Here is a 26,863-nt window from a genome sequence, read left to right as displayed (position 1 = left end):
AAACGTTATGGACTCAAACGAAAACGACAAAAAGAAAGAATCTGCCAACAGCGCAGAGACCAAAAAACAAAATCAGGATTTCCAGAATATTCCGTCTTCTTCGGAAAAAACGAATCCGCCTGATGTAGAAAAAGAAGAGGTTCAGAAATCTTCTAAAAATAAATCAGGGAAAACAGATAATACAGAAAAACATTAATAAAAATCCATCTTAATTAAGGTGGATTTTTTTGTGAATTTTAAACATAAAGCTAAAAACTCCTAACCTTTTTTGAACCATTAAGGTATATTTTAAGATGTTTAGAAAATTAAAAGTTTAAATAAAGTCATAAAAAAGGTTTCAGCTCATTGAGTTGAAACCTTAAAAAAATATACAAATAAAAGTCAAATATCTTTATGAACCGGCAGTGGTCAATTCGCTTCGCTCGTGAATTTATGGACTATCTAATTAACTAACTATTGACTCGCGAAGCAAAATTGACAAGTTCACTTTTTTATACAATCGTTGATTTTCCGATTCTTACATTCTCAAAATTATAATAGGTCTTTTCGGAATATTTAATATAATCTGCAATAAAACTTCCTACTTCACTCGTAGAATACGGCTGTTGTGAATTTAAATCTACCGTAACATATTTATTTTCAATAGCATGCTCTACAGATTCTCTTAATTTTTCGGCAGCGTGATCCAATTTTAAATAATCCAGCATCATCGCTGTACTTAAAATAGAAGCAATCGGATTAGCAATTCCCTTCCCTTTTGCCTGTGGATAAGAACCGTGAATAGGCTCAAACATTGCATTTTCCTGACCAATAGACGCTGATGGAAGCAATCCTATAGAACCGCCGATTACACTCGCTTCATCGGAAATAATATCTCCAAACATATTTTCCGTAACGATCACATCAAACTGTTTAGGATTTAAAATTAATTGCATGGCTGCGTTGTCTACAAACATAAAATCCAACTCAACATCAGGATATTCTGTGGCAATTTCTTTGCACACTTTTCTCCATAATCTTGAGGTATCCAAAACGTTGGCTTTATCAATCAAGGTTAATTTTTTCCTGCGTTTTTGCGCTTCCTGAAAAGCCATGTGAACGATTGGTGCGATTTCATCACGGTTGTATTTGCAAATATCATAAGCATAACCCGCTTCTTCGTCCTTAAATTTTTCTCCAAAATAAATTCCGCTCACCAATTCTCTGAAGATCTGGATATCCGTTCCTTCAATAATTTCTTTTTTCAACGGACTTTTTTCAATTAAAGAATTGTACGTTTGCAAAGGACGAATGTTGGCAAAAAGTCCCAATTCTTTACGAAGTTTCAACAAACCTTGTTCGGGACGAACTTTTGCATCCGGATTGTTATCAAAAGAAGGATCTCCGATCGCACCGAAAAGTACGGCATCAGATTCTTTGCAGATCGCCAGTGTTTCATCGGGAAGAGGATTTCCTGTCTGAAAAATTGCTTCGGCTCCTACCATACCTTTCTTAAATTCAAATTTATAGTGGAAACATTCCGCAATGGCATCTAAAATTTTAATGCTTTCATTTACTACTTCGGGTCCGATTCCGTCTCCTGCAAGTACCGCAATTTTAAAATCAGTTTTCATATACTTTTTGTGTCTTTAGTTCAAATTCTTGGATCGCCTGTTTTTTGCTGATTAAAAAGTCAATATCGTCGTAACCATTTATCAGACATATTTTTTTATAAGAATCAATTTCAAAACTTTCGGTTTTATCATTGAAGGTAATTGTTTGTTTTTCAACATCTACCAAAATTTCTTTTTCAGGATTTTCGGTGATATCATTTAAAATTTCTTTCAAAAATTCTTCGGAAACTTTTACAGGTAACAAACCATTATTCAAAGCATTACCTTTAAAAATATCTGCAAAGAAACTGGAAACGACAACCTTAAAACCATAATCCGTCAGCGACCAGGCCGCGTGTTCACGACTGCTTCCACATCCGAAATTATTTCCGGCAACAAGGATTTCACCGCTGTATTTTGGATTGTTTAAAACAAAATCAGAGTTCGGTTCATTTGTATGAACATTGTATCTCCAATCTCTGAAAAGATTATCTCCAAAACCATTTTTGTCAATACTTTTTAAAAATCTGGCAGGAATAATCTGGTCTGTATCTATATTTTCTACCGGCAAAGGAATTGCTCGGGATTGTATAATCGTTAATTTTTGCATTTTTTTAGTTCAAAAATAGTTTTAATTACTTTTTAAATTTTCAGAAGCTGAATCCCGCTATCCACTATATCTTTTTTATTACGGCTTCCGCTTCGCTCCAGCCGCAACAAAAAAGGATGCCGTTTCTATCGGAGCTAGGACTTTGAAATTTTTACAATTCTAGTTTTCAAAGACTGAAATTTTCCCTTCAATTGCCACTTTTGCGGCAGTCAACGGACTTGCAAGAATCGTTCTTGCACCTTGCCCTTGCCTTCCTTCAAAATTCCTGTTGGAAGTCGAAACACAATATTCACCTTCCGGAATTTTATCATCATTCATCGCTAAACACGCCGAACATCCCGGTTGTCTTATTTGAAAACCAGCTTCATTGAAAATTTTATATAAACCTTCTTCTAAAATCTGCTTTACCACCTGTTGCGAACCTGGAACAATCAAAGCCTGAACATGTTCCGATTTGCTTTTTCCTTCAATATAACTCGCAGCAGAACGGAAATCCTCGATTCTCGCATTCGTGCAACTTCCGATAAAAACATAATTAACTTTAATATCAGAAAGCGCTTGTCCAGCTTGTAAACCCATGTATTTCAAAGCCTTTTCCTCTGATTCATTCTGCGGATTCGGAATATTCTGATGAATTGAAATTCCCATTCCAGGGTTTGTACCGTAAGTTATCATTGGGTAAATTTCGGAAGCATCGAAAGAAAATTCAGCATCGAACACAGCTTCTTCGTCTGTTTTCAACGTTTTCCAATATTCTAATTTTTCTTCCCACTCCTCACCTTCTGGAGCGAAAGTTCTGCCTTTAACATAGTTGAAAGTTGTTTCATCAGGAGCAATCATTCCACCACGAGCGCCCATTTCGATGCTCATATTACAAACGGTCATTCTTCCTTCCATCGACATTTCTTCGAAAACATTTCCGGCATATTCGCAGAAATACCCTGTTCCGCTATCAGTTCCTACTTTAGAAATGATGTATAAAATCACATCTTTTGGCTGAACATTTTTATTTAGCGTCCCGTTTACGGTAATTCTCATCGACTTTGGCTTGTTCAACAACAAACACTGACTAGCAAAAACCTGCGCCACCTGACTCGTCCCAATTCCAAAAGCAATAGAACCAAAAGCGCCATGCGTAGAAGTGTGACTGTCACCGCAAACAATGCTCATTCCGGGTTGTGTAACGCCTAATTCCGGAGCAATAATGTGTACAATTCCCTGATATTGATGTCCTAAACCGTACAGTTCAATATTATTTTTCTTACAATTCTCTGTTAGCTGCTCAACTTGGTTTCTTGAAGAATCATCGCGAATAGGCTTATCCTGATCCAATGTCGGAACATTGTGATCGGCAGTTGCCACAATCTGATTTGGTCTGAAAATTTCTAAATTTCTGGCTTCCAGTTCTGCAAAAGCCTGTGGACTTGTTACTTCGTGAATCAGATGCTTATCTATGTATATAATTTGAGGTCCGTCTGGAATCGTTTCTACAACGTGTGCATCCCAAACTTTGTCAAAAAGTGTTTTTTTTGCGTTGTTCATTTTAATTTTAATTGAAAATCAATCCTTCTATCCTATTTTTCTTGTCACTTTATCGATGATTAAACTTAAATCATCATTATTCACCTCTTTTTTCATATCAGCAATTTTCAAAAACTCCTGATATAAAAAATCCAATTCATTTTTAGTAACATCAAATCCAATATGTTTGAATCTGTACGCCAATGCAGAACGTCCGCTTCTCGCTGTCAATACAATGGTTGAAGCATTTACACCAACTTCTGCCGGATCGATAATTTCATAAGTTTCCCTGTTTTTAATGACGCCGTCCTGATGAATTCCTGAACTGTGTGCAAAAGCGTTTGCTCCAACAATTGCCTTATTTGGCTGCACCGGCATTCCCATCAGATCAGAAACCAAAATGCTCATTCCGTTGAGCATTCTGGAATTGATATCAGTATGTAATTTTAAGTCTGTATGCTGTTTCAGGATCATTACCACTTCTTCCAAAGCTGTATTTCCTGCTCTTTCACCAAGCCCGTTGATGGTGCATTCGATTTGTCTGGCTCCGTTGATAACTCCCACAATTGAATTTGCAGTAGCCATTCCCAGGTCGTTATGACAGTGACAAGACAGAATCGCCTTGTCAATGCCCGTAACATTTTCTCTCAAATACTTTATTTTCTCCCCGTATTCTTCGGGTAAACAATAGCCTGTAGTGTCAGGAATATTAAGAACAGTTGCTCCGGCTTTAATCACTTCTTCGCAAACTCTCGCCAAATAATCGTTATCCGTTCTTCCTGCATCTTCAGCGTAAAATTCTACATCTTCTACGAAGGTTTTAGCATATTTTACAGCCTGGAACGCTCTTTCAATAATATCTTCTTTGTTTGAATTGAATTTAAACTTAATATGAGAATCAGAAGTTCCGATTCCTGTGTGAATTCTTGGTCTTTTCGCATATTTTAGTGCTTCTGCAGCTGTGTCAATATCTTTTTGGTTGGCTCTTGTTAAACCGCAAACCTTCGCATTTTTGACCAATTTTGAAATCTCCGAAACGGAATGAAAATCTCCGGGACTAGAAATTGGGAAACCCGCTTCGATTACATCTACACCCAGCTCGTCCAGTTTTTCGGCAATAATTAATTTTTGTTCGGTATTTAATTTACAACCCGGGACTTGCTCTCCATCACGCAACGTGGTATCAAAAATTTCGACTTTTTCGGAATTCATAATGAAGTTTTTTACTTAATTTTGATTCAAAACTAGAAAGATGAAACGTTTCGTCACTTTTGGTTTAGATAAAAATTACAATACTCAAAATATTGAATTTTAAAGTTAACTATTTAATTATCATTATTTTAAATTCCATAAATTTACAATGGCAGAATTGCATAAAGATTTTTTATTTGTATTGATTAAATCATTAACGACCTCCGAAAAAAGGCAATTCAAGCTATATGTAAACCGTCTCGGAATTAACGTAGACGCTAAATTTCTTCTTCTCTTTTCCGAACTTGACAAGATGAAAGAATACGATGAAAATATCATCCTCGACAAGAAAATTTCGACCAAACAACAATTATCGAATCTGAAAGCTCACCTTTATAAACAAATTCTGGTAAGTTTAAGAATGAATCCTAGTCATCAGAATTATAGGATACAATTGCGCGAACAACTTGATTTTGCGAATATTTTATATCAAAAAGGGCTTTATAAGCAGGCATTGAAAATTTTAGATAAAACGAAACAAACCGCTTTAGAATTAGATGAAAAAAGTATTGCTTTGGAAATCATCGATCTGGAAAAAGTAATTGAATCCCAATTCATTACCCGAAGCGTAGAAGGTCGTGCAGATGAATTGATAAAACAATCAACTGAAATCAGTAAACAAAATCATTATGCTACAGAATTGTCTAATCTTTCATTGAAATTATACAGTGAAATGTTGATACACGGTTATGTAAAAAATGATGAAGATCGTGCTGAAATCATGGAAATTTTTAATGCTCAGATTCAAAAAATTAATTTTGAAAAATTGAATTTCACTGAAAAATTATGGTATTTTAAAGCACACGTCTGGAAAAACCAATTGTTTCAGGAATATAAATACACATTAAAATACGCTTTCCAATGGGTAGATTTATTTCATAAAAATCCGGAAATGATTGTAAGTCATCCCGTTTGGTATGTTAAAGGCAATACTTATCTCTTGAAAATTCTATTTCTGTATGGAAATATTGATATTTTAGAAGATAGTTTTAAAGAGTTTAATGAAGTTGTTTATTCTTCAACTTTTGCTCAAAATGAAAATTTACAATCACTTGTTTTTCTGACTCATTACAATACTTTAATGAACATTCACTTTGTGAAAGGAGAATTTTTTTCCGGCTCAAAATTGATTCCTGAAATCGAGCTTAAAATGGAAAAGCTTCGCGATAAAATCGATGACCACCATTTTATGATTTTATACTTAAAAATGGCAGCAATGTTTTTTGGAAGTAAGAAGTTTAAAGAGTCCATAAAATATTCATTAAAAGTGATTGAATCTAAAGGGAATGTGCAGGAAGATTTGCTTTTCCATACAAGAATTTTGATTTTAATGGCAAAATATGAATCTGGAAACGATGAAGATTATGACGATTTTATTAAAGCAACTTCAAAGTTTGCGAAAAAGATGAAAAAACCGGATGATTTTCATTTTGAAAGCATTCAGTTTTTTAAAAATTTAAATAATTTATTGCCCGACAAACAGCTTCAATCCTTCCAAGAATTTGATAAAAAACTTCAGATTTTCTCACAAAATGAATATTACAGAAGATCATTATTTTATATTGATATTCACGGTTGGGTAAAATCTAAGGTAAGAAATGTGGATGTGATTGAAATTATTAAGGAAAAAGTAAGATATAAAAGAAAGCATTAATCTAATTTTAACTTATTCATAATTAGACCGTTGATTGGTTCACAATTATTAAAAACGATTTTCCTGAATTTTTAGTATTAAATATCGCTTCAAATATATAGGAATATAGTATTTTAAATAAAAAATCCGTATTTTTGCATCTTAAAATTTCTTAGTAAACAATGATAAAAATTACACTTCCAGACAATAGCGTCAGAGAATTCGAGGCGGGAGTTACTCCGCTAGATGTGGCAAAATCTATAAGCGAGGGATTGGCTAGAAATACCATTTCCGCAGTTGTAAATGACAAACAAGTAGAAACAACCACACCTATAACCACGGATTCTACGTTACAGTTGTTGACATGGAACGACGATCTTGGAAAGAAGGCTTTCTGGCATTCTTCAGCCCACCTTTTGGCGCAGGCTATCCTTGAGTTTTATCCTAATGCTAAGTTGACCATCGGTCCGGCAATCGAAAAAGGGTTCTATTATGATGTAGACTTCGGTGACGAAAGTTTGTCTGATAAAGATTTCGAGAAGATCGAAAAGAAGGTTTTAGAAAATGCTAAAAAAGGTTCTACATTCTCTTTATATCCGGTTTCTAAAGAAGAAGCTTTAAAAGTTTATGCAGACAATCCTTATAAAGTGGAATTGATTTCTAATCTTAATGATGGAGAAATCACTTTCGTTACACACGACGATTTCACAGATCTTTGTCGTGGAGGTCACATTCCGAATACTAGTATTGTAAAGGCAATGAAGATTTTAAATGCTGCCGGAGCATACTGGAGAGGAAATGAAAAAAATCCTCAGTTAACAAGAGTTTATGGTATTTCTTTCCCAAAACAGAAAGATTTAACAGAATATCTTGAACTTTTAGAAGAAGCTAAAAAGAGAGACCACAGAAAACTAGGTAAAGAACTTGGAATTTTTGCTTTCTCTGAAAAAGTGGGGCAAGGTTTACCTTTATGGTTGCCAAAAGGAGCTGCTTTGAGAAAGAAATTAGAAAATTTCCTTTCAGAAGCTCAGAAAAAAGCAGGTTATGAGTTTGTAATTTCTCCGCACATCGGAGCGAAGGAACTTTACGTAACTTCCGGTCACTGGGATAAATATGGAGCAGACAGCTTCCAGCCGATTAAAACTCCGAATGAAGGAGAAGAATTTATGCTGAAGCCAATGAACTGTCCGCATCACTGTGAGATTTACAAAACTTCACAATGGAGCTACAGAGATTTGCCTAAGAGATATGCTGAATTCGGAACTGTTTACAGATATGAGCAAAGTGGAGAACTTCACGGTTTAACAAGAGTTCGTGGATTTACTCAGGATGATGCGCATTTATTCTGTACTCCGGATCAGTTGATGGATGAATTTAAGAAAACGATTGATTTGGTTCTTTACGTTTTCGGTTCATTAGGTTTTGCTGATTTTACCGCTCAGATTTCACTAAGAGATCCTGAAAATAAAGAAAAATATATCGGAACTGATGAAAACTGGGAAAAAGCAGAAAACGCAATCGTAACTGCTGCAACTGAAAAAGGTTTAAATACTGTAACTGAATATGGCGAAGCTGCATTCTATGGACCTAAACTGGATTTCATGGTAAAAGATGCTTTAGGAAGAAAATGGCAATTGGGAACAATTCAGGTTGACTATAACTTGCCTGAAAGATTTGATCTTTGGTACACAGGAAGCGATGGCGAAAAGCACAGACCTGTAATGATTCACAGAGCGCCGTTTGGTTCTATGGAAAGATTTATTGCGATTCTTATCGAGAATACGGCTGGAGATTTCCCATTGTGGCTGGCTCCGGATCAGTTTATTATCCTTCCAATCAGTGAAAAATACGTAGATTATGCTAAAAAAGTTTCTCAATTATTGGAAAATCACGATATTAGCGGATTAATTGACGACAGAAACGAAAAGACGGGTAAAAAGATCCGTGATGCAGAATTGAAGAAAATTCCATTCATGATTGTAGTAGGAGAAAATGAAGAAAACGATGGCACAATTTCTGTAAGAAGACGTGGAGAAGGTGATTTAGGAGTGATGAAAATTGAAGATTTTGTTACTTATTTTAAAGAACAGTCAAAAACAGGATTTGAGTTTAATGCTTAAATCTGAAAAAAATATCATTCTGAATACATTTTAAAAATTAATTTTTATTCAGAATGATTGATAAAAAATAGAAAGTTAACCAATAAAATTATAATACAATAGCACAAAGATTTAACAACAGGGGCCCACAAAGACGTCCTGTACAGGAGGACTTACACTTAATCAACGATAAAATTCGTGTGAGAGAGCTTCGTTTGGTGGGAGACAACGTAGAGCCGGGAATTTATCCAATCGACAAAGCAAGACAAATTGCTGCGGAACAAGAATTGGATCTAGTAGTAATTTCCGATAAGGCAGAACCGTTTATTGCAAGAGTATTAGAATACAAAAAATTCTTATACGAGCAAAAGAAAAAACAAAAGGAACTGAAAGCTAAGCAAGTAAAAGTGGTTGTAAAAGAGATCCGTTTCGGTCCTCAGACAGATGAGCACGATTATGAGTTTAAAAAGAAACATGCTGAAAAATTCCTTGAAGAAGGTTCAAAATTAAAGACCTACGTATTTTTTAAAGGACGTTCGATTATCTTTAAAGATCAGGGAGAAATCTTGCTTCTAAAACTGGCTCAGGAACTTGAGCACGTTGGAAAAGTAGACCAACTTCCTAAACTTGAAGGAAAAAGAATGATTATGATGATGAGTCCTAAAAAACCAGCTAAATAATCGATAGCCGGATCTTCGGATCTGACTTTACAATATTAAAACCTCAAAATAATTTGAGGTTTTTTTGTTTCTATAATTGCTATTTACTCATTGCTCTTTTTTAGAAGCTATTTCCAGCTATCCACTCATACTCCTCACTCCCATCCTTTCCCACCTTCTCCAACCCTAAAAACCCTTATGCTCCCAAGCTCTCCGACGTAAGTTGCGGGGTAACCGTTACTATCTGGGCTAGGAACTTGCAACCGTTAGTGTGAAGCGTAAATTGTCAATTTTATGCTTTCATCTTTATAACATCACGGAATTCAGTAAAATTACATTTTTATTAATTTAGTTTAATCAATTATTAAATTTTGATTATTATTTTTTATAATTTTATACTAATTATTAATTATCTATTAAAATTTAACATACATCAAGATTTCGATGAAAATTTCGCTATAGATTTGCTTAATCGATGAATAACAAAAACAATTCATATAAACTCAATTAAAAACAATTTAACACCAAAAAGCTATGAGCACATTTACATTAAAAGACGGAACTGAAATTTTTTACAAAGATCAAGGACAAGGACCAGTTCTAATGTTTCATCACGGATGGCCTTTATCATCAGATGATTGGGACGCACAGGTAATCTTCTTTTTACAGAAAGGATATAGAGTTATTGCTCACGACAGAAGAGGTCATGGACGTTCTAGCCAAAATATTTATAATCATACGATTGAGCAATATGCTTCCGATGCAGCTGAACTAGTGGAATTTTTAGATTTGAAAGACGTTGTTCACATTGGGCACTCAACAGGTGGTGGAGAAGTAATTCGTTATGTTAACAAATATGCAAACGGAAGAGCTAAAAAAGCAGTATTGATAAGCGCAGTTCCGCCAATTATGGTAAAAAGCGAAAGCAATCCTGATGGAGTTCCGATGGAAGTTTTCGACGGAATCAGAGATCAGACTTTAAACAACAGACAACAGTTTTATATTGATCTTACTTTCCCTTTCTACGGATATAACAGAGAAGGAGCAGATGTAAAAGAAGGAATTCAGAGAAACTGGTGGAGACAAGGAATGATGGGAGGAATTGTTGCTCATTATGATGGTATTAAAGCATTTTCAGAAACAGATTTCAGAGAAGACCTGCAGAATGTTGATCTTCCGGTTCTATTGCTTCATGGTGAAGATGATCAAATCGTTCCTATCGAAAATGCAGCCATAAAATCTGCTAAATTATTGAAAAACGGAAAATTGATCACGTATCCAGGCTTCCCTCACGGAATGCCAACGACCCATGCGGATGTTATTAATAAAGATCTTTTGGAGTTTATTGAGTCATAAATTTTTATCTATATTGAAGGAAAAGCTGTGGACATTTTGTTTACAGCTTTTTTGTTAGTTTTGGACTGGTGGCTTCGAGTGCCTCAGCCATCATAGAAAAGGAAGTTTTTATCACAAGGATTATCGGCTAAATCAAACTAATAAACCTCATAAATTATTGAAAACCACTACTTTTTGATTGCGCTACGGCCTACTAAGAAATTACAAATCTTCTATGGTGGCTGAGGCACTCGAAGCCACCAATCCTCCAACTCTAGCCCTGATGTTCTATGTTAATATGCAAATTCTTCAAGTTAAAATTTTAAAGTTTTTCTGATAATCTGCTTGATAAGCTATTTTATTTTTGACCACACCGAAACAGATTCTTAAGAGTTTATTACAAACGGCAATCAATGCCAATTTCTTAGGTTTGCCTTTGGCCAATAATCTTAAATAAAGTTCTTTGCAGTGAACGTTGTGTTTTATTGCGGTCCACGAGCAAACATACAGTAGACTTCTGATATGAGTTTTAGAGGTTCTGCACTTTCCCGGAGAATAACATTTTTTTCCAGACTGATAAATTCTGGGAGCCAATCCAAAATATTTAACCAATGACTTTGCAGATTCAAAATTCTTAAAACCGGAAGTTGCTGCCATTAATTGTAATGAAGTCTTTTCGCCAATTCCCGATACACTTTGTATTAAATCCTTCACTTCCTTAAACTCTTCATCCTGAAGTTTTGGAAGGCGTTGCTCAACTTCATTGATTTCTTTTTCCAACTGTTTCAACCTCCTTTCATAATGCTTTTCTGTATCTGGATTTAGGTAAGGATTAAAACGAAGCGATTTTAGTTTTACAGCATATCGGCGTTTTTCTTCTTCCAAATCATTCAACAGTTTAATCTCTTGGTCAAGATGTTCAATCTCAATACTTTTGGGCATGTAATTCTCAGGACGGAACATCTCACCATAAAGCCTGATCAACTTGGCGTCTTCGGCATCAGTTTTTGTAATAATATTTTTCATCCTTGCAAAATGCTTGACAGACATACAGTTTATAAGGCTGGATTCAAAATCTTTACCCAAAGAAAAATGAAGAATTCTACTACTGTAATTACCGGTAGCTTCAATAACAAAACAATAATCATCTGAGGATATTTTCTTTAAAAATGATAATATCGAGCGCTGATTGTTTTCGATATTACTAATTTGATCCTGACCATTGTGATCATTAAAACTTAACGTTAAAAACTTAGACCCTACATCTACTCCAATCACTTTTTTTGATAATTTTGCCATCATAAATCTTTTTTATAAAGAGGTTTTCTTCTGATCCATCATGGTAAAAGTTATTACCAACAATGTTCTATCCGGATTTGGAAGAAAACAGCAGCAGGGGAATAAAATCAGGGGCGATATCTATCTATCAATTGAACGTCTGTCTTTATCCTGCTGCTTTTTCTTAAAGTTAATTTTTTTAACTAATTTATAAATCGGTTTTTCTTAATGCAAACTTACCATTGAAATGACATCCTTTTTCTGAATAGGTTTTGAAAAAAAGCGTCGGCGAAAAAGATATAGTGGAAAGCAGGATAAAGCTTCAAAAAAAAAATTTTTAAATAGATCAATATTTAGGATTTAAAATTACCTCTTCCAGTTCAAAATCTCTTTCAAGTCTCAGTTTTTTTTCGTAATTTTGCAAACTATTATTCCTAAATGTCTTAGGAGTAGCCAATATAGATATTGATAACAAAACAATAAAAAGCAAAACAATGCCAAAATTAAAAACGAAATCAGGTGCTAAAAAGCGTTTTGCTCTTACTGGTTCTGGTAAGATCAAAAGAAAGAATGCTTACAAAAGCCACATTTTAACTAAGAAAGAAACTAAACAAAAGAGAAATCTTACTAGTACTTCTTATGTTGCTGCTGTGGACGAGAAAAGCGTATTACGTCAATTAGCAATTAAGTAGTTTTTATAAATCTATATTCGGTTTATAAGAATTCAAACAAATTCAAAATTTTAACCCTGAAATGGAGCCACTAAGAGTAATGAAAAATTTACCGCACATTTCAAAAAAACAATTTAAATTATGCCAAGATCAGTAAATGCGGTAGCTTCTAGAGCTCGCAGAAAAAAAGTTTTAAAGCAAGCTAAAGGTTTTTTCGGTAGAAGAAAGAACGTTTGGACAGTAGCTAAAAACGCGGTAGAAAAAGCAATGCAATATGCTTACCGTGGTAGAAAAGAGAAGAAAAGAAACTTCAGATCTCTTTGGATCACTCGTATCAACGCGGGTACTAGAGAGCACGGAATGTCTTACTCTCAGTTTATGGGAGCTCTTAAAAAGAACAACATCGAACTAAACAGAAAAGTTTTAGCAGATTTAGCAATGAATCACCCTGAAGCTTTCAAAGCTGTTGTAGATCAAGTAAAATAATAAATGTAGAATTTTTTGTTATCAATATAAATCCTGAGTTTTTTGCTCAGGATTTTTTTATTATATACATTTGCTTATTATTTACAGAATTTATAAAACTTTCCCTTAAAGTGAAAAAAATAACTACCCTTCTACTTATTTCATTATCAAGTTTTGGTCTTCAGGCTCAAAATTTTATTCAGGCTTACCAAAACAGAGCCAATATGGTGACGCAAACCAACATCACCAACAATCTTCTTGAGTTTGAAGCGCTTGGCGTAAAAACTACTGGTTCTGCAGCCAATACCAACGCCTTTAACTGGCTTAAAAATAAATATCTTTCTTACGGATATTCGGTTAGTCAGATTTCAGAAGATCCTTTTACTTTTGGAGGAACTACAAGTTCGAAAAATTTAATTATAACGAAAACAGGAACGGTTTATCCAAATACATATGTTATTATCTGCGGACATTACGACACGATTACGGGTCCCGGAGTAAGCGATAACGGAAGCGGAACTTCAATTATATTGGAAGCTGCTAGAATTTTAAAGGATATTCCGACCGAATACTCCATCAAATTCATTCATTTTTCCGGTGAGGAACAAGGTTTACAAGGAAGTGGACATTATGCAGATAATGTGGTTTTCCAAAATAATATTCGCCAATTAAATATCAAAGTTGTTTTCAATCTGGATCAGGTTGGCGGGAAAATCGGCAATACAAATAATGCAATTAAATGTGAAAGCGACCAAGCAGGATTGACGGGAAATAATGCTCAATCTTTGGCTATGACTCAACAATTGGCAACTTGTACAACTTTATATTCTCCGCTTCAAACTGTAATGTCAAACGCTTATTCGTCGGATTATATTCCTTTTGAACAAAATGGAGATATCATCACAGGTTTTTACGAAAATGTAAGAAGTTTCAATGAGCATACAGTGAATGATACTTTTGCGAATGTTGATCCTGTATACGTTTTTAATGTAGGAAAAGCTGCTGTTGGAGCGTTACAGCATTTTGCGGTAGCAACAAGTGTTTTAGGTACCAATGAGGTTGCTGCTAATTCTTTGGAATCTGTGAAAATCTATCCAAATCCAGCAAAGGATTATCTGAATATTGAACTTCCAAAAGATATTAAAAATTTCAATTTAGAAATTACAGATCTAAATGGCCGTTTGATTTTAAATAAGGAAAACGAAACGAAAATAAATGTTTCTGGTTTTACGAATGGGGCTTATTTGTGTACCATTAAAGCCAATGACAAAACTGCGGTAAGAAAAATAATCATTGGAAAATAATATAAAAAAAATTTAAATTATGAAATCCTGAGTATTTGCTCAGGATTTTTTTATTACTACATTTGCAGGATTATTAAAAAAATAGCACAAAATGAAAAAAATTACCCCACTTTTACTTTTTTCTTTATCAACAATGAGTTTTAATGCTCAAAGTTTTATTCAGGCTTATCAGAATAGAGCCAACATGGTTTCACAAACCAATATCACGACTAATCTTCAGGAATTTTCAAATCTTGGAGTGAAAACCACAGGTTCTACGGCGAACAACAATGCTTTCAACTGGCTTAAAAACAAATATTTAGCATTCGGATACTCTGCCAATCAGATCACGGAAGATCCTTTTACGTTTAGCAATAAAAGTTCGAAAAATTTAATTATAACTAAGATTGGAACGACCTATCCTGATAAATATGTGATTATCTGCGGACATTTCGACAGCATCAATGGTCCCGGAGTAAACGATAACGGAAGCGGAACTTCGATTATTCTGGAAGCTGCTAGAATTTTAAAAGATGTTCCTACGGAATATTCGATTAAATTTATCCATTTTTCTGGCGAAGAACAAGGTTTAATTGGAAGTGATCATTATGTAAATAATGTTGTGTACCAGAATAATGTAAAACAATTAGACATAAAAGTAGTTTTCAATCTGGATCAGGTTGGTGGGAAAATCTCGAACAATAACAATACGATCTATTGCGATCAGGACATGGCTGGCGTGTCAAGCAACAATGCAGCTTCCGCGGCAGTTACGCAGCAATTGAGAAACTGTACACAACTATATTCTCCCCTTCTTACCGACGTAGATCCTGCAGAAGATACCGATTATATTCCTTTTGAAGAAAGAGGTGAAGTTATTACGGGATTTTTCGAAAAAATAAGGAGTAATCTTCCTCATACAGTGAATGATACTTTTGCAAATACAGATCCGGTTTATATTTTTAATGTAGGAAAAGCTTCTGTCGGTGCTTTGCAGCATTTTGCGGTAGCAACAAGTTCTTTGTTAAAAACCGAAGAATCGATGGCTAAAAATCCTTTGGAATCTATAAAACTTTATCCAAATCCGGTAAAAGACACTTTGAATATTGAGCTTCCAAACGATATCAAAAATTTTAATTTTGAAATTACAGATTTGTCGGGAAGATCATTATTGAAAGCAGAAAATGAAACAAAAATAAATGTTTCAACCTTGAAGAAAGGTGTTTATCTGGGTGTTATAAAATCTAACGATAAAACGGCTGTACGTAAAATTTTAATTAAATAATAAGTGGTTTCGGCGGGCTTCGCCCGCCGAAACCTTTCCCTATATTAACGATTTCTTTGGAACAAAATTTCTTCAATATTTTCCAAAGTCAAATTCTTTGCTTTCAATAAAATTAATAAATGATAAAGAAGATCTGCAGCTTCGTTTTTAAAAAGGCTTTCGTTATTATCTTTAGATTCAATTACCAGCTCTATTGCTTCCTCTCCTACTTTTTGAGCAACTTTATTGATTCCACTTTGAAATAATGAATAGGTATAAGAATCTCCGATTTTTTCATCAATCCTTTGGTTTATTTTTTCCTCCAATTCATAAAGAAAACCTTTAAAATTTTTATCTCCAAAACAACTGAAACTTCCTGTGTGACAAACTATATTTTTAGGAATTGCTTTAATTAAAATCGTATCATTATCACAATCAATTTTAATGTTTTTTACTATTAGAAAATTACCGGATTCCTCACCCTTTGTCCAAAGTCTATTTTTTGAACGACTGAAAAATGTAACAATCCCCTCCTTTTTTGTCTTTTCAAAGGCTTCTTCGTTCATATATCCCAACATCAAAACCTGTAAAGTTCTGTTGTCTTGAATAATAACAGGAACTAATCCTTCACTTTTGTTAAAATTAATTTTCATCGTATTGCAATATTTTTAGATTTTAATTCATTTTTTAAATCTTGAATTTTCACTTCTCCAAAATGGAAAATACTTGCAGCCAAGCCTCCTGTTGCTTTAGTTTTATTAAAAATCATTTCAAAATCTTCAATTTTACCCGCTCCACCAGAAGCAATCACCGGAATATTCACATTTTTGGAAATTAATTTTGTGATTCTCAGATCAAAACCATTTTTTGTTCCGTCTCCATCCATTGAAGTTAAGAGAATTTCACCAGCTCCTAATTCTTCTGCTTTTTTTGCCCAATTTAAAGTCTTTAAATTCGTAATTTCTCTACCTCCTTTTACATGAACCCAATCTGATCCATTAACCAATTTTGTATCAATCGCAACAACAACACACTGACTACCAAACTCTTTAGCTAAATCAGAAATTAACTGTGGATTTTTTACCGCAGAAGAATTAATGCTGATTTTATCCGCTCCTACTTCCAACAATTTTCTCACATCTTCAACTGTGGAAATTCCACCACCAACAGTAAAAGGAATGCTCAGTTCTTTTGCAATTTTTTTCACCAAATCAACGAACGTTTTACGCTTTTCAAGGGTTGCAGTAATGTCAAGAAAAACCAATTCATCAGCGCCTTCATATTCATATCTTTTAGCCAATTCAATAGGATTTCCTGCATTTCTCAAACCCTCAAAATTGATTCCTTTTACCGTTAATCCATCTTTTATATCCAAACAAGGAATGATTCTTTTTTTAAGCATTTTCAATAAATTTCTGTAATTCTTTCAGTTCAATTTTTCCTTCATAAATTGCCTTTCCTATTATTGTACCTGTGCACCCGATTTCATTCATTATATAAACATCTTCGATACAGGAAATTCCTCCGCTTGCCACTAATTGAATTGGTATTTGAGTTAAAATTTCTTTATACAAATCATTGGATGCACCTTCCAACATTCCATCTCTTGAAATATCTGTGCAGATTACATTTTTTACACCATTTTTTTGATATTGGCGAATAAAATCAATTACATCTAAAGTGCTTTCTTCCAACCAACCTGAAGTTTTTATTTTCCTATTACAACAATCAGCTCCTAGAATAATTTTCTCTGGTCCGTATTTTTCAATTAAATCAAAACAAAACTCAGGATTTTGTACAGCAATGCTTCCAACAGTAATCTGCTGGGCTCCCGAATCAAAAGCGGTCCGAATATCTTCCATACTTTTTAAACCACCCCCAAAATCAATCTGTAGAGAAGTTTCTTTCGCAATATTTTCCAATACTTTTTGATTGACTATATGCTTGGATTTTGCACCGTCCAGATCAACCAAATGAAGATATTTCACTCCGAAACTTTCAAATTCTTTGGCAACTTCAACAGGATTGTCATTGTATATTTTTTTCGTTCCGTAATCACCTTTCGACAGACGTACACATTTTCCGTCAATAATGTCAATTGCAGGAATAATTTTCATAATTAAAGCTTTAAAAAATTTTCTAATAAAAGACTTCCGATTTTCCCCGATTTTTCAGGATGAAACTGCATTGCATAAAAATTATCCTTCTGCAAAGATGCGCTGAAAGGCAAAATATAGTCACAGGTCGAAGTAGTATTTGCGGATAATTCACAATAAAAACTGTGCACAAAATAAACGTCACGATTCTTTTCAATTCCCGAAAATAGATTTGATTTAAAATTTGAAATCATATTCCAACCCATATGTGGAACAATATCTCTCGCAGGAAATTTCTTCACTTTAATATCAAAAATCCCCATTCCAACCGTATTGCCTTCTTCATTGTTTTTACACATCAACTGCATCCCTAAACAAATTCCCAAAACAGGTTGCTTCAAAGTCGGAATTAATTGATTTAAGCCTTTTTCCTTTAAAATTTTCATCGTTGAAGATGCTTCTCCAACTCCTGGAAAAATAACCTTGTCTGCATTTCTTATCAGCCCAAAATCATCAGTAATAATCGACTCTACACCTAATCTATCTAAAGCATTTTCAACAGAGTTTACATTTCCACCATTATATTTTATAATTGCTATCATACTACAAACTTCCTTTCGTTGATGGTAAATTGAAATTCTGATCCGATTGATTTACAGCCATTTTTATCGCTTTCGCAAACGCTTTAAAAATAGATTCAATCTTGTGATGTTCGTTTTCTCCCTCAACTTTAATATTTACATTACATTTAGCAGAATCGGCGAAAGATTTAAAGAAATGATAAAACATTTCCGTCGGAACATCTCCTATTTTTTCACGTTGAAAGTCCGCTTTCCAAACCAGCCAAGAACGTCCACCAAAATCAAGCGCAACCTGTGCCAGACAATCATCCATCGGAAGTAAAAATCCATACCTTTCAATACCCTTTTTCTTTCCTAAAGCTTTTAAAATAGCTTCCCCTAAAACAATTCCGGTGTCTTCAATTGTGTGATGCTCATCAACGTGTAAATCACCTTTTGCTTTAATTTTTAAATCTAAATTGCCATGTTTCGAAATTTGCTCAAGCATATGATCAAAAAAATGTAAACCTGTAGTAATTTCAGAATTTCCATTTCCATCAAGATTTATTTCTATTTCGATATCTGTTTCATTAGTCTTTCTTAATACTTTAGATTTTCGTGGAATTTGCTTTAGGTATTGATAAATTTCACTCCAGCTTTCTGTTGTTAAAACAGCATCTTTATTCTGAATTTTATTAATAAAAATAGCTTTTGAGCTTAAATTTTTAGCCAATAGTATATCCGTAATTCGATCTCCTATAACGAAAGAATTTTCAAGATCATAATCTCCGTAAATATATTTTCCTAACATCCCGATTCCAGGTTTTCTTGTTGGTAAATTTTCGTTTTCAAAACTTTTATCAATCAAAATATCAGAGAAGACAATTCCTTCATTTTCAAAGGCTTTTAACATCTTTTCATGAGGCGCTATAAAGTCTTCATAAGGAAAACTTTCCGTTTCCAGCCCATCCTGATTCGTCACCATTACTAATTCATAATCAAGCTCTTTCGCAATTTTTGAAAGATTTTGAAAAACTGCGGGATAAAATTCCAATTTCTCTAAAGAATCTACTTGAAAATCTATTGGAGGTTCGATAATTAAAGTGCCGTCGCGATCTATAAACAATACTTTCTTCATAATTAAATTCTTTTTAAAACCTGAGTCAATTGAATATTTTCTTCTCGATTTCCAACATTTATTCTAATACAATTCAGAATTTGTGGACTTCTTTTGCTTGTCAAAATTTCTTTTTCCAACAATTTTTCATAAACTTTTTCTATATTTTCAAATTCAATTAGAAAGAAATTAGCATCCGTGGGATAGACTTTTTTAATACAATTAATATTTTCAAATTCGGTTTTAAGCCATGCGATTTCATTTAAAGCATTTTCTATATTTGATTTTACAATTTCCTGTTTACTAATTAGTTCAATAATTTTATTTAAACTTAAATAATTAACATTATAAGGAGCTTTTACAGTATTAATTAATTTAATAATTTCTTTCGAAGAGTATGCAATTCCAACTCTTGCTCCTGCCATTCCCCAAGCTTTTGAAAAGGTCTGAAGAACAACTAAGTTCGGATATTTCTCCAATAATTCAATACAAGATTTTTTACCAGAAAATTCAATGTATGCTTCATCAACAACAACAATTCCATTGAAGTTTTTAATGTAAAATTCTATATCTTTAATACAATTTCCAGTTGGATTATTGGGCGAACACAGAAAGAATATTTTTAATTGATTTTCTTTTATTATGTTTAAAAATTCATCTTTATCAATTTCAAAATTTTCGTTTAAATTTAGCTTTACAACTCTATTTTCATTGATAGATGCATAAAACCCATACATCGCAAAGGAAGGATTCATCATTAAAATTGAATCATATTTAGGCTCACAAAACACTTTGATAATCAAATCAATCAATTCATCACTTCCGTTTCCAAGTGCAATTTGATCGGGTGAAATATTTTTTACTTTTGATAATGTTTGTTTTAATTTTTTCTGAGTGGAATCCGGGTAACGGTTAAATTCGCCAAAAGGACTTTCATTAGCATCTAAGAAAATAGGATTTTCAAACTCATTATTGTCCCTAAAACTGATGTAAGGTTGTAGTTCTAAAATATTTTTTCTAACTAAATTATTTATATTAAATTTTTTCATTTTCTTCTTTTAATCTGATACTTACGGCATTTTTGTGAGCAAATAATCCTTCTGCTTCCGCCATGATTTCTATTGTTTTTCCTAAATTTTGAAGTCCTTCCTTCGATAAATTCTGAAAGGTAATTTTCTTTACAAAACTGTCTAAAGAAACACCACTGTAATTCTTTGAAAATCCATTAGTTGGAAGCGTATGATTCGTTCCGCTTGCGTAATCTCCCGCGCTTTCGCATGAATAATTTCCTAAGAAAACAGAACCTGCATTTTGAATTTTTGAAATATACTTTTCATAATCTGTCAAAGCTAAAATCAAATGCTCCGGCGCATATAAATTGCTAAATTTGAGAGCTTCATCATTTGTATTTAATAAGAGAAAAAGACTGTTTTTTAAGGCTCCTTTAGCATACTCATTTCTTGGGAGTTCTTTAAGCTGTTTTTTCGTTTCTTCAATGGTTTGATTAAAAATTTTCTCATCTGTCGAAAGAAAAACAACCTGACTATCACTTCCATGCTCTGCCTGAGAAAGCAAATCTGCAGCGCAAAACCCAGGATTTGCCTGTTCATCAGCAATTACCAAAACTTCACTCGGTCCTGCAGGCATGTCAATCGCAACATTATAATGTTGAGCAAATTCTTTTGCTGCTACAACATATTGATTTCCAGGACCAAAAATTTTATATACATTGGGGATGCTTTCTGTACCTAAAGTCATTGCCGCAATCGCTTGAGCACCGCCCGTTTTAAATATTTTTGTAACGCCACAAAGTTTTGCTGTGTATAAAATAGCAGGATTAATATTTCCTTTTTTATCAGGAGGTGTGCACAAAATAATTTCCTCACAACCAGATAATTGAGCAGGAATCGCTAACATTAAAACTGTTGAAAATAAAGGAGCTGTCCCTCCGGGAATATAAATTCCCACCTTTTCAATGGCTCTGTTTTCTCTCCAACAAACAACACCTTTTGTCGTTTCAATCTTTTCAATTTCAACAATTTGAGAAGCGTGAAATTTTGTAATATTATCTTTTGCCTGTTGAATCGCTTCTTTTAATTCTGCGCTGATTAAATTTTCTGCATTTTCTATTTCATCTTCAGAAACATTAATATTTTTAACTTCTGCTTTGTCAAATTTTTTATTAAAATCAATTAAAGCCTGGTCTCCATTTTTTTCAACTTCTTTGAAAATATCAGCAATTAATTCTGTTAATTTTTCTCTTTGTAAAACGGGTCTTTTTACTAATTCTGACCATATTTCTTTTTGAGGATATCTACTTATTTTCATTTTAAATTACCATTTTATCAATTGGAATTATCAAAATATCCTGTGCTCCTTTATCTTTCAATTCATCAATAACCTCCCAAAATCGTTCTTCATCAATCACAGAATGAATGCTGCTCCATCCCTCTTCTGCCAAAGGAATAACAGTCGGACTTTTCAGAACAGGAAGCGTTTTTGAAATGATTTCAATTTTGTCATTTGGAACATTCATCAAAATATATTTTGAATTTTTCGCTTTTAAAACAGCTTTAATTCTAAACATAAATTTTTCCAGAATAACCAACTTTTCGAAATCCAAATTGGCGGTTTTCGCTAATACTGCCTCAGACTTTAAAAGAGTAATTGTTTCTCTCAACCCATTTTTAAACAAAGTACTTCCAGAGCTTACAATATCACAAATTCCGTCAGCAAGACCGATGTTTGGAGCTATTTCCACTGAACCTGATATGATATGAATATCCGCAGAAACGTTATTTTTTTTAAGAAAATTTTTAAGTGTATTGGGATAAGATGTAGCAATTTTTTTCCCTGAAAATAATTGATGTCGTCAGTCTCAATTTCTTTTGGAATTGCTAAGGAAACACGGCATTTTGAAAAACCAAGAGGCTGAATAATTTCAATATTCTTTTGCTTTTCTACTAAAAGATTTTCGCCAACGATAGCAATATCAACGACTCCATCTTCCAGATATTGAGGAATATCGGAATTTCGTAAGTACATGATTTCCATTGGAAAATTGTCTACAGAAACTTTAAGCTGATCTTTTCCGTTGTTGATGAAAATTCCGCAATCTTTGAGGAGCTGAAGAGATTCTTCGTAAAGCCGTCCGCTTTTTTGTATGGCTATTTTTAATTTACTCATTTCATTTTTGTTGAGTCTGAGCAAATAAAAAATGGTTGAATTGAAAAAATTTCCCGGGATAAATTTAGAAACAAAAAAACCGTCTATTTACTCAGACGGTTTTTAATTATTTTGATTTTTAACAAATTATATATCAATCAATTCCGTCTAGCAGATATGATGGTGATAATGATGTACTGTTAAAAAATTCGGTTTCATTGTTGAAATTTTGTGGTACAAAGGTATGATATTATTTTTTTAATGTGCAAATTTTAAATCAACATTTTTAATAATTTTAGTTTTAAATGTAAAATATTAATAACAAATAACTTATAACCGAATTTTATTTAATGTTTATCAATAATTGATTTATATTTTTCTAAAATCAATTTTGATTTAATATATTTGCAGCCGAAAATGTTTTTTCAATTATAATCAAATGCCTTTGAATAAAGGTTTTCTTAAACTTGACTGATTATAATTAATCCAAATTTATAATTTAAAAAACAAAACTAGTCAATAATCTTTTGGTTTTTGACAGGAAAATTTTTGCCTGAAAATTTTAAAATAATATCAATGAAAAAACATTTAATCACGTTAGGATGTCTGGTTTCTGCATCTTTACTATTTGGACAAATCGGCGTGAATACTTCCAATCCACAAGCCGTTTTTCATGTGGACGGAGCAAAGGATAATTCGGCTACAGGAATACCTACAACAGCTCAACAGCTAAATGACGTTTCTATAAACGCCAACGGTAATATAGGAATCGGAACTATTGCTCCCACTGCAAAACTTGAAATTAATTCCACCAGTGGTAATGCTTTAAAAATTTCCGATAATACGCAAGGATTAGGAAAAGTTTTAACTTCAGATTCCAACGGAAATGCAAGATGGTCGGCTCCGGGAACAAGCTTTGCAAAACTGGCAGTAATACCAACAACGGAACAAACTTTCACGACGATTGATGACCCACAAATATCAGGAGATCAAAGAATTGGGTATTCAGGTGCTTACATAACCCTGACTCCCGGCAAATATCAGGTCAACTTTACCATGTGGTGTACTCCATCAGGAACCAATGCCTCTGTTACAAGCTCAAACGATGGTTTTGCATCTGTTTTTCTCTCGACTTCATCAACAGCGAATGTTTCTCCAAATTATCTTTCTCCTATAAAATCAATCATCATTCCACGTTTATATAACAGTGCTGCTGCCAGTCCGGATTACTACGGATCGGGGAATATCGCTGTAAACATAACAGAAAATACGACGTTATATCTTTGGGTCTATATGTCGAACGGAAACTGGACAAATACTGCAGCCCGAACAATGAGATTCCGATTTGATGCGGGGAGCTATGGACCGTACGTTCAGATGTATGCCGTTCCTTTTGAGGTCGAATAAATTAAAAAAGTCTTCTGATCATTTCAATTCAGAAGACTTTTTTAATTAATTATTTTTTAAAACGGATTGATAAAGATTTATTAATTGATTAGCAATCGGTTCATCATTAAACTTTTGCACAAACTCCAAACCTTTTTCAGCTCGGCGTTTTCTTTCCGATTCGTTATCCCATAAAAATTTAATTTTGGCTTGAATATCCAAATAATTTTCAGGATCAATATAAACAGAATCAGGACCTCCAGCTTCAGGAAGACAGCTGGTATTGCTTGTAATCGTTACTGTTTTTGAGAAAAGCGCTTCTATCACGGGGATTCCAAAGCCTTCGAAGAAACTAGGATAAATAAAAATATCTGCTAATTTATAAATAACAGCCAACTCATCCATTGAAACTCCTTCTAAAAAATGGATCTGTTTCGCCATTTTATTTTTCTGAATAAAATTCGCTATTTTTTGAAAATATTTTGTTTTTTTTCCGACTACAACTAATGGGATTTCAGTGTCTTGTATTGCCTTGACAACATTAAAAAGATTTTTGCGGTCTTCAATAGTTCCAACGTTTAAAATAAATCTTTCAGGAAGATTGAATTTTTCTTTAGTTTGTTGAGCAAACTCATCGGATTGTTCTTCTTTAAAAGCCTTATGACAACCCTGGTAAATCACTTCAATCTTGCTTTCAGGAACTTTTAAAAATTCAATAATATCTCTTTTAGTCTGCTCTGAAATGGCAATAATTTTGTCTGCAGAATTTGCAGCTTTTTTAAACTTCCAAAAGTGAATTTTTCGATCAAAAAATGAGTAGTATTGAGGATAACGAACGAAAATCAAATCGTGAATTGTAACGATTTTTTTTATCTGCTTTTTATCCCATTTCAAAGGCAATTCACCTGACAATCCATGGAAAATATCTGCATTTAGTTTTTGCGCATCCTTCCCCATTTTGAATTGTCGGGACATTTTCCCCTTGGACGTTTCAACAAACTGGACATTAGGATTTTCCAAAATATCTGATCCTCTTTCTGATTTGTTTTTATTTAACAGAATATATTCATTTTCAGGAAAATATTTCGTTAAAATTCGGACAAGATCACGAGAATAATTCCCTAAACCCGATGCGTTATGAAAAAAACGTTTGGCGTCGAAAGCTATTTTCATGATTTAAATTGTTTTTGAAATTCCTGAAATGTTCCGAATGAATAATTTTTACTTTTTAACCAAGAAATAAATTCATCAAAACGCTCAACCATATCTTTTCCTGAATTTTTTACTGTAAATCCGGGTAATTTAAAGGCATCATCTTTAATTTCTGCAAACTCCCACGGATGGAAGTAAATATTCAGATAATTGTCTTTTTTCAAAGTATCTGAAGCTAATTTTTTATAGAAAGACAAAGGAAAATTATGAAAGCTCAGCCAAAACAAAGGAATTCTGAAATTAGGAGAAACTGAAGCCGGAATCTGCGTTACTTTTCCTTCTTTAAAATACGTTCTGGAAACTTTCAAATTATTATATCTTCCAGGAAGAAACGTTGGATTGATCGAGGAATTGTACGAATATCCTGCATCTTCTACCGCATTTTTGCTTACAGGCATCATTCTAGGCATTCTCAATCCTGTTACTTTTGTAGAAAATAATTCTTCAAGCCTATCCTTAGACTCTTTTAAATGAGTTTCTTCAAAATCGGAATGAAACCACGTGTGAGAAGCCAATTCGTGACCTTCATTTAGTAATCTTTCAATTAAATGCTTACTGTTTTCTGCAAAAACTACTGTTGAAAAAAAAGTTGCTTTTGCCTTATGTTTTTTAAGAATATCTAAAATTCTTTCGAGTCCGTTTTGTGAGATCGAGATCTGATTTTCAAAGGAAATTTCACCTTTATATTCTAATGGCATATCAAATTCCTCGATGTCAAAACTTAATAAAACCATTTAAAAATTTTTATTTTTTATGATGTAATTAGGTCTTTCTTTAACCTGTTTAAATATTTTACCTAAATAAATTCCCATTATTCCTAAAATAATCAATTGCAATCCTCCGAAGAAAACGATCGTCATAATTAATGACGCCCAACCAGAGATTTCTGTTTTTGCAATGAATGAATAAATGACATACAAACCGTATCCTACAACGGAAAGTGCGGAGAATAAAAAGCCCAAATAAGCCGCAATATAAAGTGGTTTAACACTGAAAGCAGTAATTCCCGTAAAAGCAAAAGTTATCATTTTTTTGAGATTGTAACTGCTTTCTCCGGCAATTCTTTCGTTTGCTGTGAATTCAATTCCTGTTTGTTTGAAGCCCATCCAACTCGTTAAACCTCTCAAAAAAAGATCGTCTTCATTGAATTTTCTCATGACTTCAACGGCATTTGCGTCCATCAATCTAAAATCTGAGCCGCCTCCTTTTGTTAAGTTTACATCTGAAAGGCTTGATAAGATTTTATAGAAAAAATCCGAGGTTTTCCGTTTGAAATAAGAAATTTGTTTCGGATAAGTCCGGATTGTATAAACAATATCAAACCCTTCCTCCCATTTATTAATCATTTCAGGAATAAGCTCCGGTGGATGCTGAAGATCGCCATCCATTGAAATTACGGCAATTCCATCTGCATTGTCCATTCCGGCTTTTACAGCGGGTTGATGTCCAAAATTCCTAGAAAATTCGATAAATTTCACTTCATCATATTCCGCAGAAAGTTCTTCTAATTTTTGTTGTGTATTGTCGCGACTGCCGTCATTCACAAAAATAATTTCAAAATCATAATTGCTTAATCCAGAAAAAACTTCTTTAATTTTTTCATGAACCAAAGCAACGTTTCCTTCTTCGTTATGGGCAGGAATGACAATTGAAATTTTCTTCATAT

At 33.4% G+C, this 26,863-nt stretch carries 25 protein-coding genes and 1 pseudogene; 10 read left to right on the top strand and 16 right to left on the bottom strand.

All coding sequences use genetic code 11. The features are described from left to right. The first annotated feature begins 7 nt into the window (after window positions 1-7). On the top strand, window positions 8-196 hold the full coding sequence (locus ACKX2A_RS01400; RefSeq protein ID WP_415327232.1) for a hypothetical protein: 189 nt from the start codon (window positions 8-10) through the stop codon (window positions 194-196). A 295-nt stretch (window positions 197-491) separates the two neighbouring features. Here the strand turns inward: ACKX2A_RS01400 and leuB are convergent, their stop codons facing one another. The 4 genes from leuB to ACKX2A_RS01380 form a co-directional block, all read right to left on the bottom strand. After that, window positions 492-1,613 carry a 3-isopropylmalate dehydrogenase gene (gene leuB, locus ACKX2A_RS01395; RefSeq protein WP_415327231.1) on the bottom strand — a complete coding sequence of 374 codons (1,122 nt, stop codon included), beginning with the start codon at window positions 1,611-1,613 and terminating at the stop codon, window positions 492-494. Then, complete coding sequence (leuD, locus tag ACKX2A_RS01390; protein WP_415327230.1) at window positions 1,603-2,202, bottom strand: 3-isopropylmalate dehydratase small subunit; 600 nt, start codon at window positions 2,200-2,202, stop codon at window positions 1,603-1,605. The genes leuB and leuD overlap by 11 nt, the downstream gene beginning before the upstream one ends. A 159-nt stretch (window positions 2,203-2,361) precedes the next feature. Continuing rightward, complete coding sequence (leuC, locus tag ACKX2A_RS01385) at window positions 2,362-3,744, bottom strand: 3-isopropylmalate dehydratase large subunit (RefSeq protein ID WP_415327229.1); 1,383 nt, start codon at window positions 3,742-3,744, stop codon at window positions 2,362-2,364. 27 nt (window positions 3,745-3,771) lie between these two features. Continuing rightward, the gene (locus ACKX2A_RS01380; protein WP_415327228.1) at window positions 3,772-4,935 is read right to left on the bottom strand and encodes a 2-isopropylmalate synthase; all 1,164 of its coding nucleotides are present in this window, start codon (window positions 4,933-4,935) and stop codon (window positions 3,772-3,774) included. A gap of 148 nt (window positions 4,936-5,083) precedes the next feature. Between ACKX2A_RS01380 and ACKX2A_RS01375 the strand changes: the two genes are divergently transcribed. The 4 genes from ACKX2A_RS01375 to ACKX2A_RS01360 all read left to right on the top strand — a co-directional run bounded on the left by ACKX2A_RS01375 (window position 5,084) and on the right by ACKX2A_RS01360 (window position 10,721). Continuing rightward, window positions 5,084-6,628, top strand: a complete 1,545-nt coding sequence (locus ACKX2A_RS01375; RefSeq protein WP_415327227.1) for a hypothetical protein — start codon at window positions 5,084-5,086, stop codon at window positions 6,626-6,628. 161 nt (window positions 6,629-6,789) lie between these two features. Next, the gene (gene thrS, locus ACKX2A_RS01370; protein WP_415327226.1) at window positions 6,790-8,727 is read left to right on the top strand and encodes a threonine--tRNA ligase; all 1,938 of its coding nucleotides are present in this window, start codon (window positions 6,790-6,792) and stop codon (window positions 8,725-8,727) included. A 179-nt stretch (window positions 8,728-8,906) separates the two neighbouring features. Next, the gene (infC, locus tag ACKX2A_RS01365; RefSeq protein ID WP_053073305.1) at window positions 8,907-9,386 is read left to right on the top strand and encodes a translation initiation factor IF-3; all 480 of its coding nucleotides are present in this window, start codon (window positions 8,907-8,909) and stop codon (window positions 9,384-9,386) included. 513 nt (window positions 9,387-9,899) lie between these two features. Further along, the gene (locus ACKX2A_RS01360) at window positions 9,900-10,721 is read left to right on the top strand and encodes an alpha/beta fold hydrolase (RefSeq protein ID WP_415327225.1); all 822 of its coding nucleotides are present in this window, start codon (window positions 9,900-9,902) and stop codon (window positions 10,719-10,721) included. Between the two features lie 288 nt (window positions 10,722-11,009). Here ACKX2A_RS01360 and ACKX2A_RS01355 read toward each other — a convergent pair whose 3' ends face one another. Further along, window positions 11,010-12,002 (bottom strand): IS110 family transposase, encoded by a 993-nt coding sequence (locus tag ACKX2A_RS01355; protein WP_415326660.1) that lies wholly within the window; start codon window positions 12,000-12,002, stop codon window positions 11,010-11,012. Between the two features lie 470 nt (window positions 12,003-12,472). Here ACKX2A_RS01355 and rpmI point away from each other — a divergent pair, with 470 nt between their 5' ends. The 4 genes from rpmI (at window position 12,473) to ACKX2A_RS01335 (ending at window position 15,682) form a co-directional block, all read left to right on the top strand. Continuing rightward, window positions 12,473-12,670 (top strand): 50S ribosomal protein L35, encoded by a 198-nt coding sequence (gene rpmI, locus ACKX2A_RS01350; protein ID WP_294197647.1) that lies wholly within the window; start codon window positions 12,473-12,475, stop codon window positions 12,668-12,670. 120 nt (window positions 12,671-12,790) lie between these two features. Further along, window positions 12,791-13,135, top strand: a complete 345-nt coding sequence (gene rplT / locus ACKX2A_RS01345) for a 50S ribosomal protein L20 (protein ID WP_103292569.1) — start codon at window positions 12,791-12,793, stop codon at window positions 13,133-13,135. A gap of 110 nt (window positions 13,136-13,245) precedes the next feature. After that, a complete protein-coding gene (locus ACKX2A_RS01340; RefSeq protein WP_415327224.1) occupies window positions 13,246-14,418 on the top strand; it encodes a M28 family peptidase in 1,173 nt (390 codons plus the stop codon). Window positions 14,419-14,509: 91 nt separating this feature from the next. After that, a complete protein-coding gene (locus ACKX2A_RS01335) occupies window positions 14,510-15,682 on the top strand; it encodes a M28 family peptidase (protein WP_415327223.1) in 1,173 nt (390 codons plus the stop codon). Between the two features lie 44 nt (window positions 15,683-15,726). Here ACKX2A_RS01335 and hisIE read toward each other — a convergent pair whose 3' ends face one another. From hisIE to hisG, 8 genes and pseudogenes are all read right to left on the bottom strand, one after another. Next, entirely contained in the window at window positions 15,727-16,314 is a 588-nt protein-coding gene (gene hisIE / locus ACKX2A_RS01330) for a bifunctional phosphoribosyl-AMP cyclohydrolase/phosphoribosyl-ATP diphosphatase HisIE (RefSeq protein ID WP_415327222.1), read from the bottom strand. Beyond that, window positions 16,311-17,063: an imidazole glycerol phosphate synthase subunit HisF gene (gene hisF, locus ACKX2A_RS01325; protein ID WP_415327221.1), complete on the bottom strand. Its 753-nt coding sequence runs from the start codon at window positions 17,061-17,063 to the stop codon at window positions 16,311-16,313. Before hisF ends, hisIE begins: the two co-directional genes overlap by 4 nt. Next, entirely contained in the window at window positions 17,056-17,778 is a 723-nt protein-coding gene (hisA, locus tag ACKX2A_RS01320; RefSeq protein WP_415327220.1) for a 1-(5-phosphoribosyl)-5-[(5-phosphoribosylamino)methylideneamino]imidazole-4-carboxamide isomerase, read from the bottom strand. The genes hisF and hisA overlap by 8 nt, the downstream gene beginning before the upstream one ends. A 2-nt stretch (window positions 17,779-17,780) precedes the next feature. After that, on the bottom strand, window positions 17,781-18,359 hold the full coding sequence (hisH, locus tag ACKX2A_RS01315; RefSeq protein ID WP_415327219.1) for an imidazole glycerol phosphate synthase subunit HisH: 579 nt from the start codon (window positions 18,357-18,359) through the stop codon (window positions 17,781-17,783). Between the two features lies 1 nt (window position 18,360). Further along, window positions 18,361-19,455, bottom strand: a complete 1,095-nt coding sequence (hisB, locus tag ACKX2A_RS01310; RefSeq protein ID WP_415327218.1) for a bifunctional histidinol-phosphatase/imidazoleglycerol-phosphate dehydratase HisB — start codon at window positions 19,453-19,455, stop codon at window positions 18,361-18,363. 2 nt (window positions 19,456-19,457) lie between these two features. Beyond that, complete coding sequence (hisC, locus tag ACKX2A_RS01305) at window positions 19,458-20,483, bottom strand: histidinol-phosphate transaminase (RefSeq protein WP_415327217.1); 1,026 nt, start codon at window positions 20,481-20,483, stop codon at window positions 19,458-19,460. After that, window positions 20,470-21,762: a histidinol dehydrogenase gene (gene hisD / locus ACKX2A_RS01300; protein ID WP_415327216.1), complete on the bottom strand. Its 1,293-nt coding sequence runs from the start codon at window positions 21,760-21,762 to the stop codon at window positions 20,470-20,472. The genes hisC and hisD overlap by 14 nt, the downstream gene beginning before the upstream one ends. Window position 21,763: 1 nt before the next feature. Next, window positions 21,764-22,620 (bottom strand): annotated as a pseudogene (hisG, locus tag ACKX2A_RS01295) (ATP phosphoribosyltransferase). Between the two features lie 555 nt (window positions 22,621-23,175). Here hisG and ACKX2A_RS01290 point away from each other — a divergent pair. After that, window positions 23,176-24,006 (top strand): hypothetical protein, encoded by an 831-nt coding sequence (locus ACKX2A_RS01290; RefSeq protein ID WP_415327215.1) that lies wholly within the window; start codon window positions 23,176-23,178, stop codon window positions 24,004-24,006. Window positions 24,007-24,051: 45 nt separating this feature from the next. Here ACKX2A_RS01290 and ACKX2A_RS01285 read toward each other — a convergent pair whose 3' ends face one another. The 3 genes from ACKX2A_RS01285 to ACKX2A_RS01275 are packed head-to-tail and all read right to left on the bottom strand — an operon-like array spanning window position 24,052 to window position 26,861. Next, window positions 24,052-25,158 (bottom strand): glycosyltransferase family 4 protein, encoded by a 1,107-nt coding sequence (locus tag ACKX2A_RS01285; protein WP_415327214.1) that lies wholly within the window; start codon window positions 25,156-25,158, stop codon window positions 24,052-24,054. After that, window positions 25,155-25,931, bottom strand: coding sequence for a polysaccharide deacetylase family protein (locus ACKX2A_RS01280; RefSeq protein ID WP_415327213.1), 777 nt, complete (start codon window positions 25,929-25,931; stop codon window positions 25,155-25,157). Before ACKX2A_RS01280 ends, ACKX2A_RS01285 begins: the two co-directional genes overlap by 4 nt. Continuing rightward, complete coding sequence (locus ACKX2A_RS01275) at window positions 25,932-26,861, bottom strand: glycosyltransferase family 2 protein (RefSeq protein ID WP_415327212.1); 930 nt, start codon at window positions 26,859-26,861, stop codon at window positions 25,932-25,934. Window positions 26,862-26,863 lie beyond the last annotated feature (2 nt).

Origin of the sequence: Chryseobacterium sp. MMS23-Vi53, assembly GCF_047651245.1 — a bacterium.
GTDB lineage: Bacteria > Bacteroidota > Bacteroidia > Flavobacteriales > Weeksellaceae > Chryseobacterium.
Note: the sequence above shows the minus strand (reverse complement) of the source record. Positions and strands in the feature narration are given on the sequence as shown.